Here is an 18,801-nt window from a genome sequence, read left to right as displayed (position 1 = left end):
GGTGGGCTCGATACGCTCACCGGCGCTCGGTCTCCGACCGGCGAAGCGAGTGCTCGGGGCGACTCAGAAGAACTCGTCGGGCGTGCCCGCGGCGCGCTCCACGTCGCGCGTGTCCTGACCGAGGCCCCTGAGCTTCGACACCGACACGCGCAGACCGGATTCCATCTGCGCCGCCCACGCGTCCGACTCACGCGCGGACGCCTCGGCCGCACGGGCCCGGTTCTCGGCGGCTTCGGCGGCGTGATTGGCGTCGCGAACCTGCCGCAGGGCGAGGCTGATGCCGTAGTACGCCGCGACCATGGTCGCGATCGGGGCCGCGATCACGGCCAGCGCGCTGATCGCCGCGCCGGTCGGGCTGAACGCGATGAGCAGCGCGAACGCGAGGAAGAGCACGACGATCGCGGCGAGCACGACGAGCATGAAGCGCAGGTCGCGGCTCCATTCGACGCGCCCCGCTGGGCGGCGTTCGGCAGCCGCGTGCGCGACGGGAGGCGCCGGTCGCGCGGTCGTCTCCGTCGCCGGTGGTTCCTGCAGCGTCTCGAACAACACGGTGGTGTCGTCGTTCGCGGCGTTCGGTCGGACCTGTGGGTCTGACATGGCTCACCCTCCCTGGATCGGACACACCATTGTGTGCCGCGTTCGGGGGGTGGTCAAGGCGCCGTGCGGCGCGCCGCGGAGCCGTCGCTCAGTACCAGTTCACAGACTGCGAGTGCGACCACGCCGAGCAGGGCGTGCCGTACCCTCGCGCGATGTACTCGAGACCCCAACGGATCTGGGTCGCGGCGCTCGTCTGCCAGTCGGCGCCGGCGGTCGCCATCTTGGATCCGGGCAGCGACTGCGGGATGCCGGTGGCGCCGCTGGAGGCGTTCATGGCCTGGTAGTTCCAGCCGGATTCCTTCTGCCACAGGTTCACGAGGCACGTGTACTGGTCGCCGCCCCAGCCGTACTGCGATGCGGCGAGCTCCCGCGCGAACGCCTTGGCGCCCTCGGGTGTGTTCGCCTGTGCGAGCGTCTCGGCCGCGATGCGCGCCTGCTCCTGCTGGGCGCGCTCGAACTCGGCGGCGGCCGCCGCCGTCTGCTGCGTCTTGGCCTGCGTCTCCCGCGTCAGGGTCACGAGTGAGTCGATCGGCAGGCGCTCGTAGTCGCCGAGGGACGCGACCGACGCCTGCAACCCGGACGCGTCGACCTTGCCGTCGGCCGCGACGAGCGTCGCCTCGGCGGCCTGGATGGTGTCCTTGGCGGTGCTGATCGCCTTCGCCTGCGCGACGACCGAGTAGGCGCCGAGCTGGTCCTTGTGGAGCCCGGTGGCCTGGGTCACCGCTGCGGTCGCGTCGACGCGCTGCTGGGCGTCGACCGCGGAGGTCACCGTGAAGCCGGTGCCTGCGATCAGGCCCGCCGCGGCGATCGCGCCGGCGGCGATGAGGCTGTTCCGCTTGGTGCGTCGGGGGCGCAGGCTCCGGCGGGTGGGGAGGCCGTGGCCGGCCGGCGTGCCGGTCGGGGTCGAGTGCGTGGGGTTCGCGGCGTTCGTCTGGTTCGTGGTGTGGTTCTCTATGCGCATCGGTTTCGTGGCTCGTGAGGTCTCGTGGCATGGCCGGTCGAGCCGTGCCGGGTTCAGGGACGCGTCCGCCGGGGCGCGGACGCACAAAGCCGACAGCTTGCCCCACGGTCCTGGACGAGTCCTCGGCTTTCCCTGGGCAATCCATGACTGCGCATATATGGATCGACTCGGTCACGACCGGCTCGGTCATACTCGAGGGATGCCTGCGTCTCCTCGGGAATCCGCGCCGGTCGGCCCGCCCTCGTCGCTCCCTCACAGCGCACCGCCGGCCGCCGACGCACCCTGTCCCTGCCGGAGTGGCGACGCATTCGGCACCTGTTGCGGACCGCTGTTGAGCGGGCGCGAGCCCGCGCCCACGGCGGCCCGCCTGATGCGCTCACGCTTCACCGCGTTCGCGTTGGGCGAAACGGGGTACCTGCTCGCCACGTGGCATCCGTCGACACGACCCCCCGCGCTGACGCTCGACGCCGCGACGCAGTGGCGATCGCTGCACATCGCCGACACCGTGGCCGGCGGCGAGGACGACGCCGAGGGCATCGTCGAGTTCGTGGCGCGGTACCGCGACGCCGACGGGCCCGGGCTGCTCGCCGAACGCAGCCGGTTCCGCCGCGAGGGCGGTCGCTGGACCTACCTCACCGCCGTCTGACCCGCCGGGCACAGCCGCCTGTGCACGCCGACTGTTCAGGCACCGGGATCCCGCGTGCGCGAGGCATCCGTGTCGAAGCCCTCGAGCGCCGCGCGCTCGTGACTGTCGAGGAGCTCCTCGAACAGCGTGATCTGCAGATCGCCCGGCGCGTCCAGGCGTGAGTTCAGGGAGCGCCACGGGGTCTCGACCGGCTCCGCGACGACCCGCGCACCGACGTCGGCGAGCCGCCGGGTCGTGCCCGTCGCGTCCGTGACCTCGAAGGCGAGGCGGATCCGGGGGCTCTCCCGGCCGTCGGCCTCGATCGCGTCGATGGCGCGTTTGTGGCCCGGGCTTGCGAGCTCGAGGGTCGCGCGGCCCGCGTCGAGAATCGCGACCCGGTCGTCGTCGGCGCCATCGCCGTCGGCGAACGCGAAGAACTCTGGCATGCCGAGCGCGTCCCGGTAGAACGCGACCGCGGCGTCGAAGTCCTCGGTCTCGACGACGACGCGGAGCTGCAGCACGGGAGGAGTCGATGTGTCCGTCATGGCTGAATGATGCCATGCGCGTGGCGCGATCAAAGCTGATCCTGAGGTTCGCGTCCTACGTTGGAGCACGTGACTCCCCCCGACGGCTCCCCACCCCCACGGACCCGCCTCGCGACGTCGACGATGCTCACGGCCCGCGCCCAGCAGACGCTCGACACGCTCGACGAGGAGGCGCTCAGCGAGATGCGCGCGCTCCGCGACGAGACCGAGCGGTTCCTGATGCGCTACAAGTTCGGCATGGACGAGGTCATCACGAAGCTCACCATCCTGCGCGAGGAGTTCAACCAGGCGCACGACTACAACCCCATCGAGCACATCTCGAGCCGGCTGAAGAGCCTCGAGAGCGTCGTCGCGAAGATGGAACGCAAGGGCGTCGCGTCGAGCTTCGACGCCATCGGCGAGACCATCACCGACATCGCAGGGGTCCGGGTCACCTGCAGCTTCGTCTCCGACGCGTACCGCATCTTCGAGCTGCTCACCGCGCAGCCCGACATCCGGGTGCTGCAGGTGAAGGACTACATCGCGACGCCGAAGCCCAACGGCTACCAGAGTCTGCACGCCATCGTCGAGGTGCCCGTGTTCCTCTCGACCGGCGCCCACCCCGTGCCGGTAGAGGTGCAGATCCGCACCATCGCCATGGACTTCTGGGCGAGCCTCGAGCACAAGATCTACTACAAGTACGACCGGCAGGTGCCGCAGGCGCTCCTCGACCAGCTCACCGACGCGGCGCGCACCGCGTCCGAGCTCGACGGTCGTATGGAGTCGTTGCACCGACAGGTGCACGGCATGCCGAAGCCCCATCGGGCGAACTCGCTCGTCTGACGGCGAGGCCGCCTCGTCCACGAGACGGCGATGTGGGGGTGTGCGCCCCGGCGCTCAGTCGCGCTGCTTGGCCCGGCTCGGTTGCACCCGGGTGGGCTCGCCCGGCATCTTCGGGAAATCGGGTGGGAACGGCAGCTCGCCGAGCCCGTCGGCCAGGTCTCGCTGCCACCAGTCGAGCAGCACATCGATACGCCCCGGATGATCGTGCATGGCGGCCCACGGGTCGCCCCGCTCCGCCAGACGGTCAGGAACCGTGCGGATCGTGAGCTCGCGCGGGTCGGCGGACGCGAGTTCGGACCACTCGAGCGGGCACGACACCGATGCCCATGGCAGGGCACGCGGACTGTAGGCGCCCGCCATCGTGCGATCGCGGTTCGCCTGGTTGAAGTCGACGAAGAGCCGCTCGCCGCGCTCCTCTTTCCACCACGCGGTCGTCACCTGCTCGGGCATGCGTCGTTCGAGCTCGCGGGCGGCGGCGATGACGGCGTGCCGCACGTCGAGGAACTCGTGCTGCGGCTCGATGGGCGCGAAGACGTGGATGCCGCGGTTGCCCGAGGTCTTCACGAACGCCGTGAGGCCGGCCTCGTCGAGGATCTCGCGGAGGGTGAATGCCGGCTCGACGGCCTCGGCGAACCCCGTGCCGGGCTGCGGGTCGAGGTCGATGCGCAACTGATCGGGGAAGTCGGAGCTGCCGGCGCGCGAGGCCCACGGGTGGAAGACGACGGTGTTCATCTGCGCCGCCCAGACGGCGGCCGCCGGCTCATCGATGACCAGCTGCGGGTGGGAGCGCCCGCTCGGATAGGTCACAGGCACCGCTCGCACCCAGTCGGGTGCGCCCTTCGGCGGGTTCTTCGAATAGAACTGCTCGCCCTCGACACCCGCGGGGAAGCGTTGCAATGAGATCGGACGATCGCCGTTCGCGGCGACGAACGCCTCGCCGACGGCCATCAGGTACTCCGCGAGCTCGAGCTTCGTGATGCCCGCTTCCGGCCAGATCTCGCGCGTCGGGCTGGAGATGCGCACGCTGCGGTCGCCGTGTGGGCCTGGGACGGTGAGGGTGACGGCCGATGCGGGCATGCCCGTGACGTTACCGCAGGCCACCGACCTGCGGGAGGGCGGCCGCCGCGTGGAGCAGCCCCGTGTGTGGCGCGGCCGGGCGTCGAGCGGCCGTGTACGACACAGCCGCGTGGCGCCGCCGCGCGTGGCGCGGCTCGCACTCCGAACCCGGTCAGGCGCTGACGGCCTGCTCGCGAGCCGCGAGCGCCGCCTCGCCGATGCGCTGCGCCTCGTAGCGCTTCGCGGCGCGAGCGCGCGCTTTCGTCGCCTCGGCGTCGCGGTCCTTCGGGGGCGCGGTGGTGACGAGGTCGTCGAGCAGGTGTCGCGTGATGTGCGCGATCTCGGCGACCGCCCGGTCGAACACCTCGGCGTTCGCCTTCGAGGGTTTCGTCGAGCCGCTCACCTTGCGGACGAATTGCAGTGCGGCGGCGTGCACCTCGTCATCGGTGGCCGCCGGCTCGAAGTTGTGGAGGACGTGGATGTTCCGGCACATGCGGCGAGGATATCCGCTCGTCCGGCGCGTCGGCCAGGCCCGCCGGACGGATGCCTCGCGCACGGCGCGTGAGCTGTCCGAGCGCGACCCCGCCGACGAGCAGTGCACTGCCTCCGAGCTCGAGCGGGTTCGGTCGCTCGCCGAGCACGATCGCCGCCGAGAGCAGCCCGACGGGTGGCGCGAGCAGCGCGAACGGTGCGACGAGGGCCGCCGGGTATCGGCCGAGCAGCGAGTACCAGACGGTGTAGCCGAACAGCGACGCGAGCACGACCGTGTATGCGAGGCTCAGCACGGTCGGCCAGCCGATGGTGGTGAGTGCCTCCCCCACGGCCGCCGGGCCGTCGAGCAGCAGGCTGAGCGCGAGGATCGGCGCGGGCACCACGGCCGCCGACCAGACGACCATGCCGAACCCGTTGGACGGGCCGGCGGAACGCGCGACGACGTTGCCGATGCCCCAGCTGAGTCCCGCCGCCACGCAGATCAGCAGCGGAAGCAGCGCGGCGGCACCTTCGGCGCCCTCGAGTCGCCCGAGCGCGACCATGCCGAGCCCGGCGAACCCGATCGTCGCCCCGGCGATCTGGCGGCCTGTCGGCCGTTCGCGGAGCGCGACCGCCGCGACCACGAGCGTGAAGATCATCTGGCACTGGAGCACCACCGCCGCGAGCCCGGCGGGCAGTCCGAGGTGCATGGCCGTGAACAGCAGGCCGAACTGACCGGCGCTCACGAAGAGGCCGACGCCCACGATGGTGCGCCAGGGCACCGCTGGTCTCCGGACGAAGAAGATCAGCGGAACGGCCACGAGCGCGAACCGGAGCGCGACGAGCACGAGGGGCGGGGTGTCCCTGAGGCCGAGATCGATCGCGACGAAGTTGATGCCCCAGACCACGGCGACCAGCACCGCGAGGACGACATGCTTCAGGGCCATCTGCTCAGCATGGCGCGCCATATCATGCAGCACTAGCACCGGTTTCTTCGCTCGACCACGTACGATTGCTACATGATTGATCTGCAGGGCCTCCGCGCGCTCGTCGCCGTCGAGCGCGGCGGATCAGTGGTCGCGGCCGCCGACCGACTCGGCTATACGCCTTCGGCCGTCTCGCAGCAGGTGAAGAAGCTCGAGCGCGAGCTGGGGACCGCGCTGCTCGAACGTCGCGGTCGCGGGGTGCTCCTCACCGAGCGGGGACGCATGCTGGTCGCCGACGGCGCGGGACTCCTCGATGGGCTCGAACGTCTGACGACCATGGCGACCGCGTCGCGCGCGGTCGCGCCGCTGCGCGTGGCCTCGTTCTCGACCGCCACCAGGGGCCTGCTCGCCCCGCTCGTCGGCGCCGGGGATGAGCGGCTCGACGTGCCGTTGACGATCACCAGCGTCGACCCGTTCGCGGCCATGGATCTCGTCGCGGACGGCCGAGTCGACCTCGCGGTCGTGCACAACTGGAACTCGGTGCCGCTCGTGGCGCCGGCGCACGTCGTCACCGGGCACCTCTGCTGGGACGAGGCCGATGTCGTGTTGCCCGCGACGCATCCGCTGGCGGCGCACGAGACGATCGAACGCGCCGATCTGGTGGGCGAGGCGTGGGCGAGCACCCCGCGCGGGGCGATCTGCCACGAGGCGTTGCAGCGCATCTTCGCCGACCTTGGCGCGCTGCCGCGCATCGTGGCCGAGGACCCCGACTTCGCCTCGCTGGTCGAGCTCGCGGCAGCCGGCGCCGCGATCGCGCTCGTGCCACGTCTCGGCCGGCCGCCCCTGCCGGACGGCGCCGTCGCACGGCCGCTCGCGGACCGCAGCCAGGTCCGGGAGGTGCGGGTGGCCTACCGGCGCACGATGGCCGAGAGCACGAGCCTCCGACGGATCGTCGCCGCGCTCGAGAAGGTCGGTGCCGCGTACGGCGGATGAGCCCCGAGGGGGCGCCGCGATGAGGAGCGTCAACCCCTTGGAGCGGCGGGCGCGCGCGAGTAGCGTCGCGCGTGGGACCGGCATCCGCCGGCCCGACCGCGTGGACCGATGGGAGAACCATGAGCGACCCGCTGCGCCCCGAGGGCGAGTACACGGATTCGGATCTGCCGCTCGATGCCGAACTGCCGACCGAAGAGTACGAGGAGGTCGAGGAGGCGCTCGAAGAGGGCGATGACGTCGAGGTCATCGAGGTCGTCGACCTGGGTGAGGAGGAGCCCGGCGGCTCCGTCCCCAACTGAGCGCCCTCACCCGCGACCTCTCACACCCGGCGGTTCCGCTCTGGCGGAACCGCCGGTCTCTCGTGTCCCCCGGCATCGCCGGTTCAGTCGGCGCGCACCGGCTGCAGGAGGAAGAGCCGGACCGTTCGCCCCGAGTCGCGCTCGTAGCCGCGGTACCCGGGCCACTGCCGTTCGATCCGCGCCCAGGCCGCGTCGCGCGCGTCGTCGGGGATGCGCGTCGCACGCACCGCGAGCCGGCGGCCGCGCACGGTGATCGCCGCGTCAGGATGGGCCATCAGGTTGTAGGTCCAGGCCGGATGCCGCTCCTGCGCGAAGCTCGTCCCGGCGACGATGGCCCGGCCCTCGCCGTCGGGCGTGTACATCAGGAAGGTGTCGCGCGGCTCGCCGGATCTGGCGCCGACGGTGTGCAGCACCAGCGACGGCACCAGGAGGCCGCTGAGTTGGACCCGACCGCCCGAGAGCCGGGCGAGCACGCGCTCGACGGGCGGCAGCAGTACCGGGCCGATCCTCCTGAACAGCCGCGTCCGCGTGAGCGGCGCAATGAGGCGCCGCACGGTGTCGAGGACCATGCTCACCGCCCGGCCTCCCGATCGACGGCGGCCTTCGCCGCCTGCACCTCCTCGGCTGCGGCGTGCGCCCGGTGCTCGGCACGCTTGAGTCGCCGGAGCGCCATCGACCGTGCGCCATATCGCTCGGCGACGCGATCCCGCTCCTCGTCGACGCTCGTGACGATGTACGCGCCCGAGATGAGGATCACCTGCGCGGAGAAGTTGAACCAGATCAGCAGTGCCACGATCGACCCGACCGAGGCGAGCAAGGGGTTGTTCGACGCGCCGCCGATGAACAGGCCGGAGAGCACCTGCAGGACCGTGAGCCCGATTCCGCCGATGATCGCCCCGACCCAGAGGGCACGCGCCGACGGCTTCACCCCGGAGAGCAACCGGAAGAGGCCCGCGACCGCAACCGTGTCGATGGCGAACGTCACGAGGACCGTGACGGTCCTCGTCCCGACGTCGGCGAGCGTGCTGCGCTCGGCGATGCCCAGCCAGTCGAACACGGTGCCGAGGGCGCTGGTGCCCGCGAAGGTCACTGCGGCCGCCACACCCAGCAGTGCGCCGAAGCCGATCGCGATCGCCAGGTTGCGCAACAGCACCCACACGAAGAACGTCTCATCGTTCGGCAGCCCGGCGAGCTCACGGTACGCCGTGCTCAGCGAGCCGACCGCGCCGATCGCGGCGCCGACGAGCCCGACGATCGCGATGACGCCCGCGATGCTGAACGTGAGCGGCTGCACGAGGTCGTCGGGGTCGATGAGCGCGTTCTCGCCGATCAGGCCCGGAATGGCGTTGTCGACCGTCTGGACCAGCGCGTCCATTGCGTCACGGTTGCCGGCGAGCCAGAGTCCGGCGACCGCGAACCCGAGGAACACGCCGGCGAAGACCGAGAACAGCGTCCGGTAGGTGACGCTGTCGGCGAGCATCGCGCCGTGGCGTTCCTGATAGAGCAGGAAGGCGCGCGCCGGCTTCGTGCTCAGCACCCATGCGACGAGTCGCTTGACCCGCTCGACCAGACCGGGCCGGTCATCGGCCTTCGACGGGGAGTGGGTCGCGTTCGGCGCATCCTCTGCCATCGGACCAGGTTAACGAGCACACACGAAGCGCGCGGGTGCTTGACACACACCGCGCGCTTCGCGAAGCATCAGGTCCGCGTCGGGCTAGTACCAGCCCTGGCTCTGCGAGGTGTTCCAGGCGCCGCACGGCGTGCCGTAGCGACCGGCGATGTAGCCGAGGCCCCACGTGATCTGGGTGGCGGGGTTGGTCTGCCAGTCGGCGCCCGCGGAGGCCATCTTGCTGCCGGGCAGCGCCTGCGGGATGCCGTACGCGCCGCTGCTGCGGTTCTCGGCGCTGACGTTCCAGCCGGACTCCTTGCTCCACAGCGCCACGAGGCACGCGAACTGGTCCTCACCCCAGCCGTACTGGGCCGCCATCAGGTCGCGGGCGATCGCCTGGGCGCCGCTCGGGTTCGCCGGCGCGGCCGGAGCCGAGGGCGTCGCGGCCGCTCGCTCGGCGGCTGCCTTGGCGGCGGCCTCGGCCTCGGCGGCGGCTTTCGCGGCCGCCTCGGCGGCGGCCTGCTCGGCCGCGACCCGGTCGAACTCGGCGATCTGACCCTTGACGGCCTCGGCGTGCGCCGACGTCTCCTTGGCGAGCGAGAACACCCGGCCGGCGTCGAGTCGCTTGTACTCGCCGAGCGAGGCGACCGAGGACGAGAGCGCGGCCGCGTCGGTCTTGCCGCTCGCGGCCGCAATGGTGTCGGTGGCGACCGAGAGCGTGTCCTCGGCGACCTTCGCGGCACGCGCATCGAGGATCATGCTGTGGCTCTCGGCCTGCTGGCGGTCGGGATTCGCCGCGGCCACCAGCGCGCTCGTGTGGGCGATCCGCTCGTTCTGCGCGCCCACCGCCGACTGCACGGCGAAGCCGGTGCCGGTCAGCGCGCCGACGGCGACGATCGCGCCCGCGACGAGCAAGGGACCTCGGCGCTTGGACGCGCCCTCGCGCTGGGCGCGCTGGGCTGCGCGGCGGCCGGAACGAGTGGCGGGCTCGGCCGTGGCCGACTCGACGGTGATGACGGATGTGGAGTTCTCAGAGGAAGGAGTCTGGTTCTGCATATAGTTCACATGGCTCGTGCACGGCGGTGCGCCGGGCAGCGGGCGGGGTCACGACGTTCGTCTTCAGGGATCGACGGTTCCGGGGTGCGGAACGCGAATTCAGGGTCACGCTCGGCGGGGGACCACCGACACGAAGCCGCCAGTTTGCACGGGTTTGCTCCGCGACCCCTCCGCGTCACCTGGGAATCTCATCAAAATTGATGTGCTCGCATGCATTCTGTGCAGGGCGTGTTCCCACCGAGGCCGCCGTCAGGTCGAGTGGTCGCCGTCGGCGCGAAGCTCCATGCTGATCTGGTCGGCGTCGAGGGTCTCGAGCATGCGGCCGAGCACCTCCGAACTGAAGATGCCGTCGTCGCGCGCCTCCAGGAGCGCCGCGCGCTGCGCCGCGATGATCTCGAGCCGAAGGCGACGGAACTCCTCCTCCGCCGGCCGGCGCTCGAGCGCGGATGCCTCGCGTTCGACGCGCTCGACGGCGTCCTCTGCGATGGCGCCTTCGGCGTGCGCCTCGCGGGCGGCCGCCTCGTCGGCGTTCGCCACTGGCTCAGCCGGTGCCCGTCGGCGCCGCACGACGTCTTCGGCCACGCTTCGCATGAGCTGCCGGATCTCGGCGCGTTCGCCGGCCATCGCCTCGTGGTCGACCCCGGCCGGCTTGACGACACGCACGAGCCACGGCAGCGTGCCGCCCTGGCCGATCAGGGAGAAGGCCGCGACGAAGAACGCCGTGATGACGAGCAGGGAGCGGACGGGCGTGTCCTCGGGCAGGGTCTGCGCCGCGGCGAGCGTGACGGCGCCGCGCATGCCCGCCCAGACGATGACGGTGCCCTCGCGCCAGCCGAGCGGCACCGCGAGGAAGTAGTCGAGGTCGGCGACCTTCCGCCGCAGCTGGGTGCGCAGCCGTGCGATGCGCGCATCGCTCGGCATGTGGCGGCGCGTGCTGGCCCGCCGTTCGACCTCCCGGTCGGCGACCTCCTCGGCGAGCTCGGCGAGGTCGTGATCGTCGAGACGCTGCTGCGCCGCCGTGAGCCTCGGCCTGAGCGCGGCCGCCCGACGGGTCCGTGCGGCGAAGACGGCGAGCGTGGGGAACACATAGGCCGCTCGGACGAGCAGGATCAACGTCACCGCGACGAGTGCGAGCCCGATGCCGTGGTGGATGCCGAGCTGCTCGTTCGTGAGCTCGTGCAGGAGCGCGGACATCTCGAGCCCCATGAGCAGGAACACGGCTCCCTCGAGGATGAGCTCGACGGTCCGCCAGGTCTGCACATCGGATTGTCGATGCTGCGGGGTGAGGTTCCGGATGGCGCCGCGGCCGGTGATGAGCCCCGCGACGACGGCCGCGACGAGCCCGGACGCGCCGAGCGCATCGGCCGGCACGCTCGCGACGAACGGCACGGCGAGCGAGATGACGGTGTTCACGGTCGCGTCGGTGACCCTCGAACGGATCCAGAGGTTCACCTTCCCGACGACGTAACCGAACACGAGCGCGACCGCCACGGCGAAGAGGAAGTCCCCGGCGACGTCCCAGAACGTCACCGAGGCGGCGGTCGCGGCGATCGCCGACCGGAGCAGCACGAGCGCGGTCGCATCGTTCAGGAGGCTCTCGCCCTCGAGCACCGTGACGATGCGCGGCGAGACGCCGAGGCGCTTGACGATCGAGGTCGCGACCGCGTCGGTCGGGCTCACGATCGCCCCGAGGGCGATGCCGGCGGCGAGACCGAGGCCGGGGATGAGCGCGGCGAACACGAAGCCGAGGACGACGGCGCTCAACACCACGAGGAGGACCGAGAACCCGCCGATGGCGCTGAACTCCCGCCGGAACTCCATCGACGGCATCGCCACCGACGCGGAGTACAGCAGCGGCGGGAGCACCCCTGCGAGGATCCACTCCGGGTCGATCTGGACGTCGGGGACGAACGGCAGGAAGCTCACGAGCACACCGACGATCACGAGCAGCAGCGGTGCCGCGACCCGGAGCCGCGGTCCGATCGCCGTCGCTGCGGCGATGCCCAGCAAGCCCAGCACGCCCACGATGAGCAGCTCCACGCATCTCCCCTGTCTCGGTGCGTCGTGTCGAGGTGGCCGAGCATCGCGGCCGGGTCAAGTCTGTCCTACGACGGGTTCACGTCGCACACGACGCGCTCACAGCAAACCGACAGCTGGACCGGTCCCCTCCGCGGAACAGTTCGCCCGCCGCGCCTGTTCTTCTCTGTGACGCCGCAGCCGGCGGCGTCGAGATGGAGGAACCGTGTCACACGAGTACCGCAAGACTCCAGAGGCGCTCGCCCGCCTCACTCCGCTGCAGCGCAAGGTCACCCAGGATGACGCGACCGAGCCCGCGTTCCGCAATCAGTACTGGGACAGCAAGGAACCGGGCATCTACGTCGACGTCGTCTCGGGTCAGCCGCTGTTCAGCTCGACCGACAAGTACGACAGCCGGTCGGGCTGGCCGAGCTTCACCCGGCCCATCGACGAGGCGACCGTGCGTGAGCGCGTCGACCGCGGCTTCTTCATGAAGCGCGTCGAGGTGCGATCGGCGGGCGCCGACAGCCACCTCGGGCACGTGTTCGACGACGGGCCCGTCGACGACGGCGGGCTGCGCTACTGCATCAACTCCGCGGCGTTGCGGTTCGTGCCCGTCGACCGACTCGAGGCGGAGGGGTACGGCGAGTACCTCGCTCGCTTCGGTCACACGCCCGCGACACCCGACCAGACCGCGACACCCGACCAGACCGCGACACCCGAGCACACCGACGAGGAGCACGCATCATGACCACGCCAGGTACCGTCACGAGCATTCCGGGCACCGAGACCGCCGTCCTCGCGGGCGGATGTTTCTGGGGCATGGAGGATCTCATCCGCAAGCGGACCGGGATCGTCGACACACGTGTCGGCTACACCGGTGGGCAGAACGAGTACGCGACCTATCGCAACCACCCGGGTCACGCGGAGGCGATCGAGATCGTCTTCGACCCGGCGAAGACGAGCTATCGCGAGCTGCTCGAGTTCTTCTTCCAGATCCACGACCCGACGACGCTGAACCGACAGGGCAACGACGTCGGCACCAGCTACCGTTCGGCGATCTTCCCGACGACGCCCGAGCAGGAGGCGATCGCGCGCGACACGATCGCCGACGTCGAGGCCTCGGGTATCTGGCCGGGCGACGTGGTCACGACGATCGAGCCGTCTGGACCGTTCTGGGAGGCCGAGCCCGAGCACCAGGACTACCTCGAGCGCATGCCGTGGGGCTACACGTGCCACTTCGTGCGCCCGGGCTGGACGCTGCCGAAGCGCGACCAGGCCGTGACGCAGTAGCCCGTTCGCCGCAGCCAGCAGGCGCCGTCGCGCGCAGGCTGATGGCGCACCCCCGGCCGTCGCCGGCACCATCGTGCCCGGCGACGGCCATCGCATGTCCACGGACCACGCGGCCGTCGCCCCGCCCTCGCGCCGCGCACCGCCCTCGCGCCGCGCATCACCCTCGCAACGCTCACCGCCGTCGTGCCGCGCATCACCCTTGCAACGCTCACCGCCCTCGCGCCGCGCACCACCCTCGCGCCGCGCACCGCCCTCGCGCCGCGCACCACCCTCGCGCCGCGCAACCCCCTCGAGATGCGTAGCGCCCTCGCGCCGCGCACCACCCTCGCGCCGCGCAACCCCCTCGAGATGCGTAGCGCCCTCGCGCCGCGCATCACCCTTGCAACGCCCGCCGCCCTCGCGCCGCCCGCCGCCCTCGCGCCGCGCACCACCCTCGCGCCGCGCATCACCCTTGCAACGCCCGCCGCCCTCGCGCCGCCCGCCGCCCTCGCGCCGCGCACCACCCTCGCGCCGCGCACCGCCCTCGCGCCGCGCATCACCCTCGCAACGCCCGCCGCCCTCGCGCCGCCCGCCGCCCTCGCGCCGCGCACCACCCTCGCGCCGCCCGCCGCCCTCGCGCCGCGCACCGCCCTCGCGCTGCGCGCCGCCCTCGCGCCGCGCACCGCCCTCGCGCCGCCCGCCGCCCTCGCGCCGCGCACCGCCCTCGCGCCGCGCACCGCCCTCGCGCCGCGCACGACCCTCGCAACGCCCGCCGCCCTCGCGACGCCCGCCGCCCTCGCGCCGCGCACCACCCTCGCGCCGTGCACGGTCCTCGCCGCGGGGCGTGGTGAGCGCGAGTGTCGCGGGCGCCACATACTCACACGTCAGGGTTCACGCCGCGGCCGTCTCTGGTGTGGCGGGCGGACGTGCTGCGCGCGCTGACCAGGCCGGCGAGGTGGGGTCGAATCGGGCTCGGCCGCCGAGTCGGGGGTGTTGGGATGGGTCGATGTGTGGTGGTGGGATGAACCAGATTCGGGGTCCGTCGGTGTGGATGCGCCAGCCTTGGTCGTGGATGCGGTGGTGGCAGCTGGTGCAGAGCATGACGCCGTTTGCGAGGTCGGTGCGGCCGTGGTCTCTGGCCCACCATTGGATGTGGTGGGCTTCGGCGTAGGTGATGTTCGCGCCGCAGCAGGCGCATCCGCCGTCGCGTTCCATGAGCGCGATGCGTTGTGGTTTCGTGAATAGGCGGGTCGCGCGACCGAGGTCGAGCGGGGCGCTGTCGGCGCCGAGCACGATGGGAATCAGCTCGGCGTCGGCGGCGAGTTTGCGGGCGGTGGCCGCGGCGATGGGTTTGTCGATGCCGTCGATCTCGGCGAGCCCGGTGCCGGTGCGGAGTGCGTCGAGGCTCATCCGCACGACGATGGTGGTCTTGGGTGCGGTGCCGGGCGCGGCCGTGCAGCCGAGCGCGTGCTTGGCGAGTTCGGCGAGGGCGTCGGCCTGGAGTTGCGGGATCGATCGTTGATCCGGCACGACCGGCCCGCCGGTCGCACCACCCGGCCCGTCGAGCCCGGTCGCATCGCTCGTGCCGTCGAGCCCGGTCGTACCGGTCGTGCCGTCGAGCCCGCTCGCACCGCTCGCCCCGTCGAGCCCGGCTGCGCCGTCGAGCCCGGTCGTGCCGGGCTCGTGAGAGCGGCGTCGGGCGAGTGCGTCGCTGACGAGCGCGTCGAGTGCGGCCTTGATCGGTGCCGCGGTGACGGGGTCGAGCCGTCCGCGGAGCTGGAACATGCCGTGGCCGTCTTCGTGGAGCGTCAGCGCACGCTCGGCGAACATGCGTTCATCGGCCGGCTGGGCACCGTCTTCGTCGAGCCGCGCCTCGGCGGCCTTGACTGCGCGCTGGATGAGCGAGAACGGTTGCCCGTCTGCGAACTCGACCAGTTTCTGCTCGTACGGTTCGAGCAGGCTCGCCTCGGCGCGGACCTCGACCCGGCGCAGCATGCCCGTGATCGCGGCCGCCGCATCCACGCTCAGCGCGCCGTCATCGAGCGCGCGGCGCACCGCGGCGAACTTCGCCGGGAGCAGCTCGCCCGTGAACGATGCACGCGCCCGGGTCGCCTCGCCCACGGCCAGCAACCGGGACGCCTCAGCCGGCGCACCACCGGTCGCCGCGGCGACCAGCCGTGCGGGCGACGCGTACCCGTGCTGTTTCGCGAGCCCGTCGGCGCCGAACCCGGGCGCGGACCGCTTCGCGACCTCGTCTGCGGCGCGCGCGAGCACCGCGTCCAGCGAACGCCGCAGCCCCGCCACCTCTTCGACCACCCGGACCAGACCCGGTCCGCTCAACGCCTCGAACTCGTCACCCACGGCATCAGCACCGACCGCGTCAGCACCGAGCGCGGGCAGGCCCCCGGCCCAGGTCTCCGCGAGCGCGCCGAGCCCGGCCTGGAGCCGATCGAGGGACGAGTTCTTCATGTCGAGTAGTATCCACGCACCCACCGACATCGCGATGCCGAGGCCCTGTGCCCACCCTCCCCTCACGTATCAGCGCCGTTCACCAGCGGCTCGCGCGACCGGCCCCGAGGTCGGTCACCCACTCAACTCAGGTCTGCGCGCCGCACTGCACCCGGTCCCGCAAGATCTCCCCACCCGGCACCCGCGGCCGGCAGATCGTCGCAGCCCGCTTGCGGCGGAAGGCGATCTCCGCGCCCTGCCGTCAGTGCTCGACGTGGGCAGGAACCTGCGTGCGGACTCCGGCCCCACGACACGACACGGCACGTCGGCGGTTCGCGGGCGATCGCCGAGTGGGCGGTGCACCCCCGCAGGCTCGCCACCCATTCGACCGGCGACCCCGTGGGCAACCGGCCTGGCGCGCACCGGCTCGATCCTGACCCTCCCGCCGGAGGCAGCCGATCGCCTCGCCATCACCCGAGCCGGGTCTGTGCCGCGTCACGTTCAGTGCGGCGGCCGCCGCGCCCAGCTCCACTGCAGCCACAGGCTCCTCGCCGTCGAGGAGAGCCGCGGTGACCGCCGCCGTGAGCGAGTCCCCGTGGAGACGGTCACGCAGGGCGCGTCGTCTCGATCATGGCCGTCACGATCGCGGCGAGCGGATCATCCGGCTCGACACCTCGCGGACGGCGCGCGCCTCGACTCGCTGGGCCAGCACCAACCCATCACCGCACCTGAAGGACGACCCCGACCCCGCGACCCCGACCCCGACCCCACGCCCGCGCGCCGGCGCTACGCGCGGAAATCCGGATACCCCTGAAACGGCGCCGGGCCATGAGCGCGCACGAAGCGCGCGTGCACCTGACCGCACGCCGCGCGCAGCGTGGTGAAGTACCCGATCAACTCGCCGCCGGCGTCGTCGGCGCGATAGCCCACCTCCGCACCGTGCCGCAGGATGCGCACGACGCCGTAGCAGCGTCCGTACTGGTCGCGCAGCTCCCAGCGGCCGGCGGACGGCTCCTCCGCCGCCAGTATCGGATGCCACGTGACCACGAGTCGAACATACGTTCGAATGAGACGACACGCCAAACATCGCCGCACTCCAGCACTCGCGCCGCGGGCGACTCCGGCACTTCTGGCATGTTCGTCTCCTTCGAGCGCGAACCCGTTCCAGGATCCTGGGGCAGCATCTGAGCATCGAGAGCACCGGAGCCTGCGTTCGGGATGCGGGCTGCTGCGCATCGGCGGCCCTCTCAGGCCGTGCGCGACGAGTATGGCCGACCACCGCCGGAGCATCTGCTGCCGATCACGCTCCGGCGCTCGCGCTGGGACTGGCCCTTGGCTCAGCTGGAACGATCGGAGCCGGACGGGCCGGACGGGCCGGATGGCGTGCCGACCGCCCTCCGCGTGGTCATCGGCGATGCGATCAGGGCTCGGTCGTCGACGCGCCCGAGTCCTCCGCGTCGGCCTCGCCGGGTCGGACCGCGGCTGTGTCGGCCACATCGATGCGCTGCACACCGTCGCCCCGGTCCGTCACCTCGATCCGCGGTGCCGCATCCGCCTCGGCGGCCTTCGGCGCGGTCGTGAGCTGCTCGCGACGCTCGTCGGGATCCACTGCTGCCATACGAAGCGACCCTACTCCCCCGCAGTCTCCAGGCGGCGTGGCCCGGCACCCGCGTCGCCGAGCGCATCTCCCGGGTTGAGCAGCGCGCAGGCCTTCATGGAGAGACATCCGCAGCCGATGCATCCGGTGAGCTCGCGCTCGAGCTTCTCGAGGCCGCGCCGGCGCTCCTCGAGCCGCCGCTTCCACCGTCGCGACGCCCGCTGCCAGTCGTCATGAGTCGGCGTGCGATCGAGCGGCACGTGGGCGAACGCCTCCTGCACGTCGCCGAGCGGGATGCCCAGACGCTTCGCGACCGTGACGAGCGACACCCGACGCAGCATGTGCCGGGGGTACCGGCGTTGATTTCCGCCGGTGCGCACGGCCGCGATAAGGCCCAGTTCCTCGTAGAACCGCAGTGCCGACGCCGCGACGCCGGTGCGGCGACTCATCTCCCCGATCGACAACAGCTCATCGGGCGCCGGTACCCCGTCGAGTGCATCAACCACAAGGCCTCCGTTCGTTTTGACTTCAACGGTACTTGAGGTTTTACGGTGGAGTCTCGCGCACGCACCAGACCGCGCCGAGAGGAACCGACCCGCCGTGACCTATGTGATCGCACTGCCCTGCGTCGATGTGAAGGACCGTGCCTGCATCGACGAGTGCCCCGTCGACTGCATCTACGAGGGTGAGCGCTCGCTGTACATCCACCCCGACGAGTGCGTCGACTGCGGGGCCTGCGAGCCGGTGTGCCCGGTCGAGGCGATCTACTACGAAGACGACGTCCCGGAGCAGTGGGCCGACTACTACCGCGCCAACGTCGAGTTCTTCGACGACCTGGGCTCCCCCGGCGGCGCGGCGAAGGTCGGCATGATCGCGAAGGACCACCCGCTGATCGCGGCGCTCCCGCCGCAGGCGGCGCACGCGTGAGCGACACCGAGCACGTCGCGCACGTCGCGCACGTCGGCGAGGGCATGCGTCGCGCGTTCCGGATGCATCCCGCCGGAGTCGCGCTCATCACGGCGGCGACCGCGACCGGGCCCGTCGGCCTCACGGCCTCGAGCGTGGCGTCGGTGGCGGTCGATCCGCCCGCGCTGTCGTTCTCGGTCACCCGCTCGACCGGCAGCGCGGGCGCGCTTCTCGGGACGAGGACGTTCGCGGTGCACTTCCTCGGCGAGCACCACGCGCGCCTCGCGCACGCGTTCGCGCGCTCGGGCGAGCCGCGCTTCACGCCCGAACAGAACTGGTCGCGGCTCGCGACGGGCGAGCCGGTGCTCGCGGATGCCCCGGCGGTGCTCCGCTGCCGGGCGCTGCACCGGCTGCCGGTCGGCAGCTCCACGCTCGTGATCGCCGAGGTGCTCGACGTCGCGATCGGCGACGAAGCCCCGCCCCTGCTCTACCGCAACCACCGGTTCCGCCGCCTCGGCGGCGACGCCGAGCGCTGACCCGTCCCTCCCGCGATCGAACGCGCCCGGAGGCCGAGCCCGCTCCGCTGTTCAGCAGCGCTCCTT

At 71.8% G+C, this 18,801-nt stretch carries 23 protein-coding genes and 1 pseudogene; 10 read left to right on the top strand and 14 right to left on the bottom strand.

All coding sequences use genetic code 11. The features are described 5' to 3' along the window. Positions 1-63 precede the first annotated feature (63 nt). Together QU602_RS09650 and QU602_RS09645 are read right to left on the bottom strand one after the other, a co-directional pair. A complete protein-coding gene (locus tag QU602_RS09650; protein WP_308800083.1) occupies positions 64-597 on the bottom strand; it encodes a hypothetical protein in 534 nt (177 codons plus the stop codon). An 88-nt stretch (positions 598-685) separates the two neighbouring features. Beyond that, positions 686-1,558 (bottom strand): aggregation-promoting factor C-terminal-like domain-containing protein, encoded by an 873-nt coding sequence (locus tag QU602_RS09645; RefSeq protein WP_308800081.1) that lies wholly within the window; start codon positions 1,556-1,558, stop codon positions 686-688. On the opposite strand from QU602_RS09645, the pseudogene QU602_RS19120 reads away from it, so the two are divergent. Both QU602_RS19120 and QU602_RS19115 read left to right on the top strand, forming a co-directional pair. Continuing rightward, positions 1,551-1,865 (top strand): annotated as a pseudogene (locus tag QU602_RS19120) (hypothetical protein); the annotation flags it as partial. The gene QU602_RS09645 and the pseudogene QU602_RS19120 sit on opposite strands and share 8 nt — an antisense overlap. Positions 1,866-1,928: 63 nt before the next feature. Further along, positions 1,929-2,204, top strand: coding sequence for a YchJ family protein (locus tag QU602_RS19115; protein ID WP_373692928.1), 276 nt, complete (start codon positions 1,929-1,931; stop codon positions 2,202-2,204). A gap of 35 nt (positions 2,205-2,239) precedes the next feature. Here the strand turns inward: QU602_RS19115 and QU602_RS09635 are convergent, their stop codons facing one another. Next, positions 2,240-2,728, bottom strand: a complete 489-nt coding sequence (locus QU602_RS09635; protein ID WP_308800079.1) for a VOC family protein — start codon at positions 2,726-2,728, stop codon at positions 2,240-2,242. A gap of 123 nt (positions 2,729-2,851) precedes the next feature. Between QU602_RS09635 and QU602_RS09630 the strand changes: the two genes are divergently transcribed. Then, the gene (locus QU602_RS09630; RefSeq protein WP_308800139.1) at positions 2,852-3,550 is read left to right on the top strand and encodes a GTP pyrophosphokinase; all 699 of its coding nucleotides are present in this window, start codon (positions 2,852-2,854) and stop codon (positions 3,548-3,550) included. A 54-nt stretch (positions 3,551-3,604) separates the two neighbouring features. Here QU602_RS09630 and ligD read toward each other — a convergent pair whose 3' ends face one another. The 3 genes from ligD to QU602_RS09615 all read right to left on the bottom strand — a co-directional run bounded on the left by ligD (position 3,605) and on the right by QU602_RS09615 (position 6,024). After that, the gene (gene ligD, locus QU602_RS09625) at positions 3,605-4,627 is read right to left on the bottom strand and encodes a non-homologous end-joining DNA ligase (RefSeq protein WP_308800078.1); all 1,023 of its coding nucleotides are present in this window, start codon (positions 4,625-4,627) and stop codon (positions 3,605-3,607) included. Positions 4,628-4,778: 151 nt separating this feature from the next. Further along, positions 4,779-5,099, bottom strand: coding sequence for a DUF2277 domain-containing protein (locus QU602_RS09620; protein ID WP_308800077.1), 321 nt, complete (start codon positions 5,097-5,099; stop codon positions 4,779-4,781). Then, positions 5,047-6,024, bottom strand: a complete 978-nt coding sequence (locus QU602_RS09615; protein WP_308800076.1) for an EamA family transporter — start codon at positions 6,022-6,024, stop codon at positions 5,047-5,049. Before QU602_RS09615 ends, QU602_RS09620 begins: the two co-directional genes overlap by 53 nt. A gap of 72 nt (positions 6,025-6,096) precedes the next feature. On the opposite strand from QU602_RS09615, the gene QU602_RS09610 reads away from it, so the two are divergent. Both QU602_RS09610 and QU602_RS09605 read left to right on the top strand, forming a co-directional pair. After that, on the top strand, positions 6,097-6,996 hold the full coding sequence (locus QU602_RS09610; RefSeq protein ID WP_308800075.1) for a LysR family transcriptional regulator: 900 nt from the start codon (positions 6,097-6,099) through the stop codon (positions 6,994-6,996). Between the two features lie 119 nt (positions 6,997-7,115). Continuing rightward, positions 7,116-7,295 carry a hypothetical protein gene (locus tag QU602_RS09605; protein WP_308800074.1) on the top strand — a complete coding sequence of 60 codons (180 nt, stop codon included), beginning with the start codon at positions 7,116-7,118 and terminating at the stop codon, positions 7,293-7,295. A gap of 83 nt (positions 7,296-7,378) precedes the next feature. On the opposite strand, the gene QU602_RS09600 is transcribed toward QU602_RS09605, so the two are convergent. From QU602_RS09600 to QU602_RS09585, 4 genes are all read right to left on the bottom strand, one after another. Then, positions 7,379-7,864, bottom strand: coding sequence for a nitroreductase family deazaflavin-dependent oxidoreductase (locus QU602_RS09600; protein WP_308800073.1), 486 nt, complete (start codon positions 7,862-7,864; stop codon positions 7,379-7,381). Positions 7,865-7,866: 2 nt separating this feature from the next. Then, positions 7,867-8,925, bottom strand: a complete 1,059-nt coding sequence (locus tag QU602_RS09595) for a YihY/virulence factor BrkB family protein (RefSeq protein ID WP_308800072.1) — start codon at positions 8,923-8,925, stop codon at positions 7,867-7,869. An 84-nt stretch (positions 8,926-9,009) separates the two neighbouring features. After that, the gene (locus QU602_RS09590; protein WP_308800070.1) at positions 9,010-9,960 is read right to left on the bottom strand and encodes an aggregation-promoting factor C-terminal-like domain-containing protein; all 951 of its coding nucleotides are present in this window, start codon (positions 9,958-9,960) and stop codon (positions 9,010-9,012) included. 249 nt (positions 9,961-10,209) lie between these two features. After that, the gene (locus QU602_RS09585; protein WP_308800069.1) at positions 10,210-12,000 is read right to left on the bottom strand and encodes a cation:proton antiporter; all 1,791 of its coding nucleotides are present in this window, start codon (positions 11,998-12,000) and stop codon (positions 10,210-10,212) included. A 202-nt stretch (positions 12,001-12,202) separates the two neighbouring features. Between QU602_RS09585 and msrB the strand changes: the two genes are divergently transcribed. The 3 genes from msrB to QU602_RS09570 all read left to right on the top strand — a co-directional run bounded on the left by msrB (position 12,203) and on the right by QU602_RS09570 (position 14,190). Beyond that, the gene (msrB, locus tag QU602_RS09580) at positions 12,203-12,727 is read left to right on the top strand and encodes a peptide-methionine (R)-S-oxide reductase MsrB (RefSeq protein ID WP_308800068.1); all 525 of its coding nucleotides are present in this window, start codon (positions 12,203-12,205) and stop codon (positions 12,725-12,727) included. After that, positions 12,724-13,269 (top strand): peptide-methionine (S)-S-oxide reductase MsrA, encoded by a 546-nt coding sequence (gene msrA / locus QU602_RS09575; RefSeq protein ID WP_308800067.1) that lies wholly within the window; start codon positions 12,724-12,726, stop codon positions 13,267-13,269. Before msrB ends, msrA begins: the two co-directional genes overlap by 4 nt. 183 nt (positions 13,270-13,452) lie before the next feature. Continuing rightward, on the top strand, positions 13,453-14,190 hold the full coding sequence (locus QU602_RS09570; RefSeq protein ID WP_308800066.1) for a hypothetical protein: 738 nt from the start codon (positions 13,453-13,455) through the stop codon (positions 14,188-14,190). Here QU602_RS09570 and QU602_RS09565 read toward each other — a convergent pair. From QU602_RS09565 to soxR, 4 genes are all read right to left on the bottom strand, one after another. Further along, positions 14,140-15,717 (bottom strand): DUF222 domain-containing protein, encoded by a 1,578-nt coding sequence (locus QU602_RS09565; protein WP_308800065.1) that lies wholly within the window; start codon positions 15,715-15,717, stop codon positions 14,140-14,142. The two genes, QU602_RS09570 and QU602_RS09565, sit on opposite strands and share 51 nt — an antisense overlap. Positions 15,718-16,482: 765 nt before the next feature. Then, complete coding sequence (locus tag QU602_RS09560; RefSeq protein WP_308800064.1) at positions 16,483-16,743, bottom strand: hypothetical protein; 261 nt, start codon at positions 16,741-16,743, stop codon at positions 16,483-16,485. A gap of 373 nt (positions 16,744-17,116) precedes the next feature. Beyond that, on the bottom strand, positions 17,117-17,314 hold the full coding sequence (locus QU602_RS09555; RefSeq protein WP_308800063.1) for a hypothetical protein: 198 nt from the start codon (positions 17,312-17,314) through the stop codon (positions 17,117-17,119). Positions 17,315-17,325: 11 nt separating this feature from the next. After that, positions 17,326-17,742: a redox-sensitive transcriptional activator SoxR gene (gene soxR / locus QU602_RS09550; RefSeq protein ID WP_373692927.1), complete on the bottom strand. Its 417-nt coding sequence runs from the start codon at positions 17,740-17,742 to the stop codon at positions 17,326-17,328. Between the two features lie 151 nt (positions 17,743-17,893). On the opposite strand from soxR, the gene fdxA reads away from it, so the two are divergent. Together fdxA and QU602_RS09540 are read left to right on the top strand one after the other, a co-directional pair. After that, positions 17,894-18,220, top strand: coding sequence for a ferredoxin (gene fdxA / locus QU602_RS09545; RefSeq protein ID WP_308800060.1), 327 nt, complete (start codon positions 17,894-17,896; stop codon positions 18,218-18,220). 44 nt (positions 18,221-18,264) lie between these two features. Beyond that, a complete protein-coding gene (locus tag QU602_RS09540) occupies positions 18,265-18,735 on the top strand; it encodes a flavin reductase family protein (protein ID WP_308800138.1) in 471 nt (156 codons plus the stop codon). The last annotated feature ends 66 nt before the right edge of the window (positions 18,736-18,801 follow it).

The sequence above is a fragment of the Agromyces protaetiae genome (assembly GCF_030866785.1).
Classification (GTDB): domain Bacteria; phylum Actinomycetota; class Actinomycetes; order Actinomycetales; family Microbacteriaceae; genus Agromyces; species Agromyces silvae.
Note: the sequence above shows the minus strand (reverse complement) of the source record. Positions and strands in the feature narration are given on the sequence as shown.

Excerpts from the sequence above, each read along its gene's own strand:
- QU602_RS09555 (WP_308800063.1), bottom strand. The coding sequence starts at position 17,314 with ATGGCAGCAGTGGATCCCGACGAGCGTCGCGAGCAGCTCACGACCGCG.
- QU602_RS09630 (WP_308800139.1), top strand. The coding sequence starts at position 2,852 with ATGCTCACGGCCCGCGCCCAGCAGACGCTCGACACGCTCGACGAGGAG.
- QU602_RS09605 (WP_308800074.1), top strand. The coding sequence starts at position 7,116 with ATGAGCGACCCGCTGCGCCCCGAGGGCGAGTACACGGATTCGGATCTG.
- QU602_RS09645 (WP_308800081.1), bottom strand. The coding sequence starts at position 1,558 with ATGCGCATAGAGAACCACACCACGAACCAGACGAACGCCGCGAACCCC.
- QU602_RS09590 (WP_308800070.1), bottom strand. The coding sequence starts at position 9,960 with ATGCAGAACCAGACTCCTTCCTCTGAGAACTCCACATCCGTCATCACC.
- QU602_RS19115 (WP_373692928.1), top strand. The coding sequence starts at position 1,929 with ATGCGCTCACGCTTCACCGCGTTCGCGTTGGGCGAAACGGGGTACCTG.
- soxR (WP_373692927.1), bottom strand. The coding sequence starts at position 17,742 with ATGAGTCGCCGCACCGGCGTCGCGGCGTCGGCACTGCGGTTCTACGAG.
- QU602_RS09615 (WP_308800076.1), bottom strand. The coding sequence starts at position 6,024 with ATGGCCCTGAAGCATGTCGTCCTCGCGGTGCTGGTCGCCGTGGTCTGG.
- QU602_RS09595 (WP_308800072.1), bottom strand. The coding sequence starts at position 8,925 with ATGGCAGAGGATGCGCCGAACGCGACCCACTCCCCGTCGAAGGCCGAT.
- QU602_RS09650 (WP_308800083.1), bottom strand. The coding sequence starts at position 597 with ATGTCAGACCCACAGGTCCGACCGAACGCCGCGAACGACGACACCACC.
- ligD (WP_308800078.1), bottom strand. The coding sequence starts at position 4,627 with ATGCCCGCATCGGCCGTCACCCTCACCGTCCCAGGCCCACACGGCGAC.
- QU602_RS09565 (WP_308800065.1), bottom strand. The coding sequence starts at position 15,717 with ATGAAGAACTCGTCCCTCGATCGGCTCCAGGCCGGGCTCGGCGCGCTC.
- QU602_RS09635 (WP_308800079.1), bottom strand. The coding sequence starts at position 2,728 with ATGACGGACACATCGACTCCTCCCGTGCTGCAGCTCCGCGTCGTCGTC.
- QU602_RS09600 (WP_308800073.1), bottom strand. The coding sequence starts at position 7,864 with ATGGTCCTCGACACCGTGCGGCGCCTCATTGCGCCGCTCACGCGGACG.
- QU602_RS09540 (WP_308800138.1), top strand. The coding sequence starts at position 18,265 with ATGCGTCGCGCGTTCCGGATGCATCCCGCCGGAGTCGCGCTCATCACG.
- QU602_RS09610 (WP_308800075.1), top strand. The coding sequence starts at position 6,097 with ATGATTGATCTGCAGGGCCTCCGCGCGCTCGTCGCCGTCGAGCGCGGC.
- QU602_RS09620 (WP_308800077.1), bottom strand. The coding sequence starts at position 5,099 with ATGTGCCGGAACATCCACGTCCTCCACAACTTCGAGCCGGCGGCCACC.
- msrA (WP_308800067.1), top strand. The coding sequence starts at position 12,724 with ATGACCACGCCAGGTACCGTCACGAGCATTCCGGGCACCGAGACCGCC.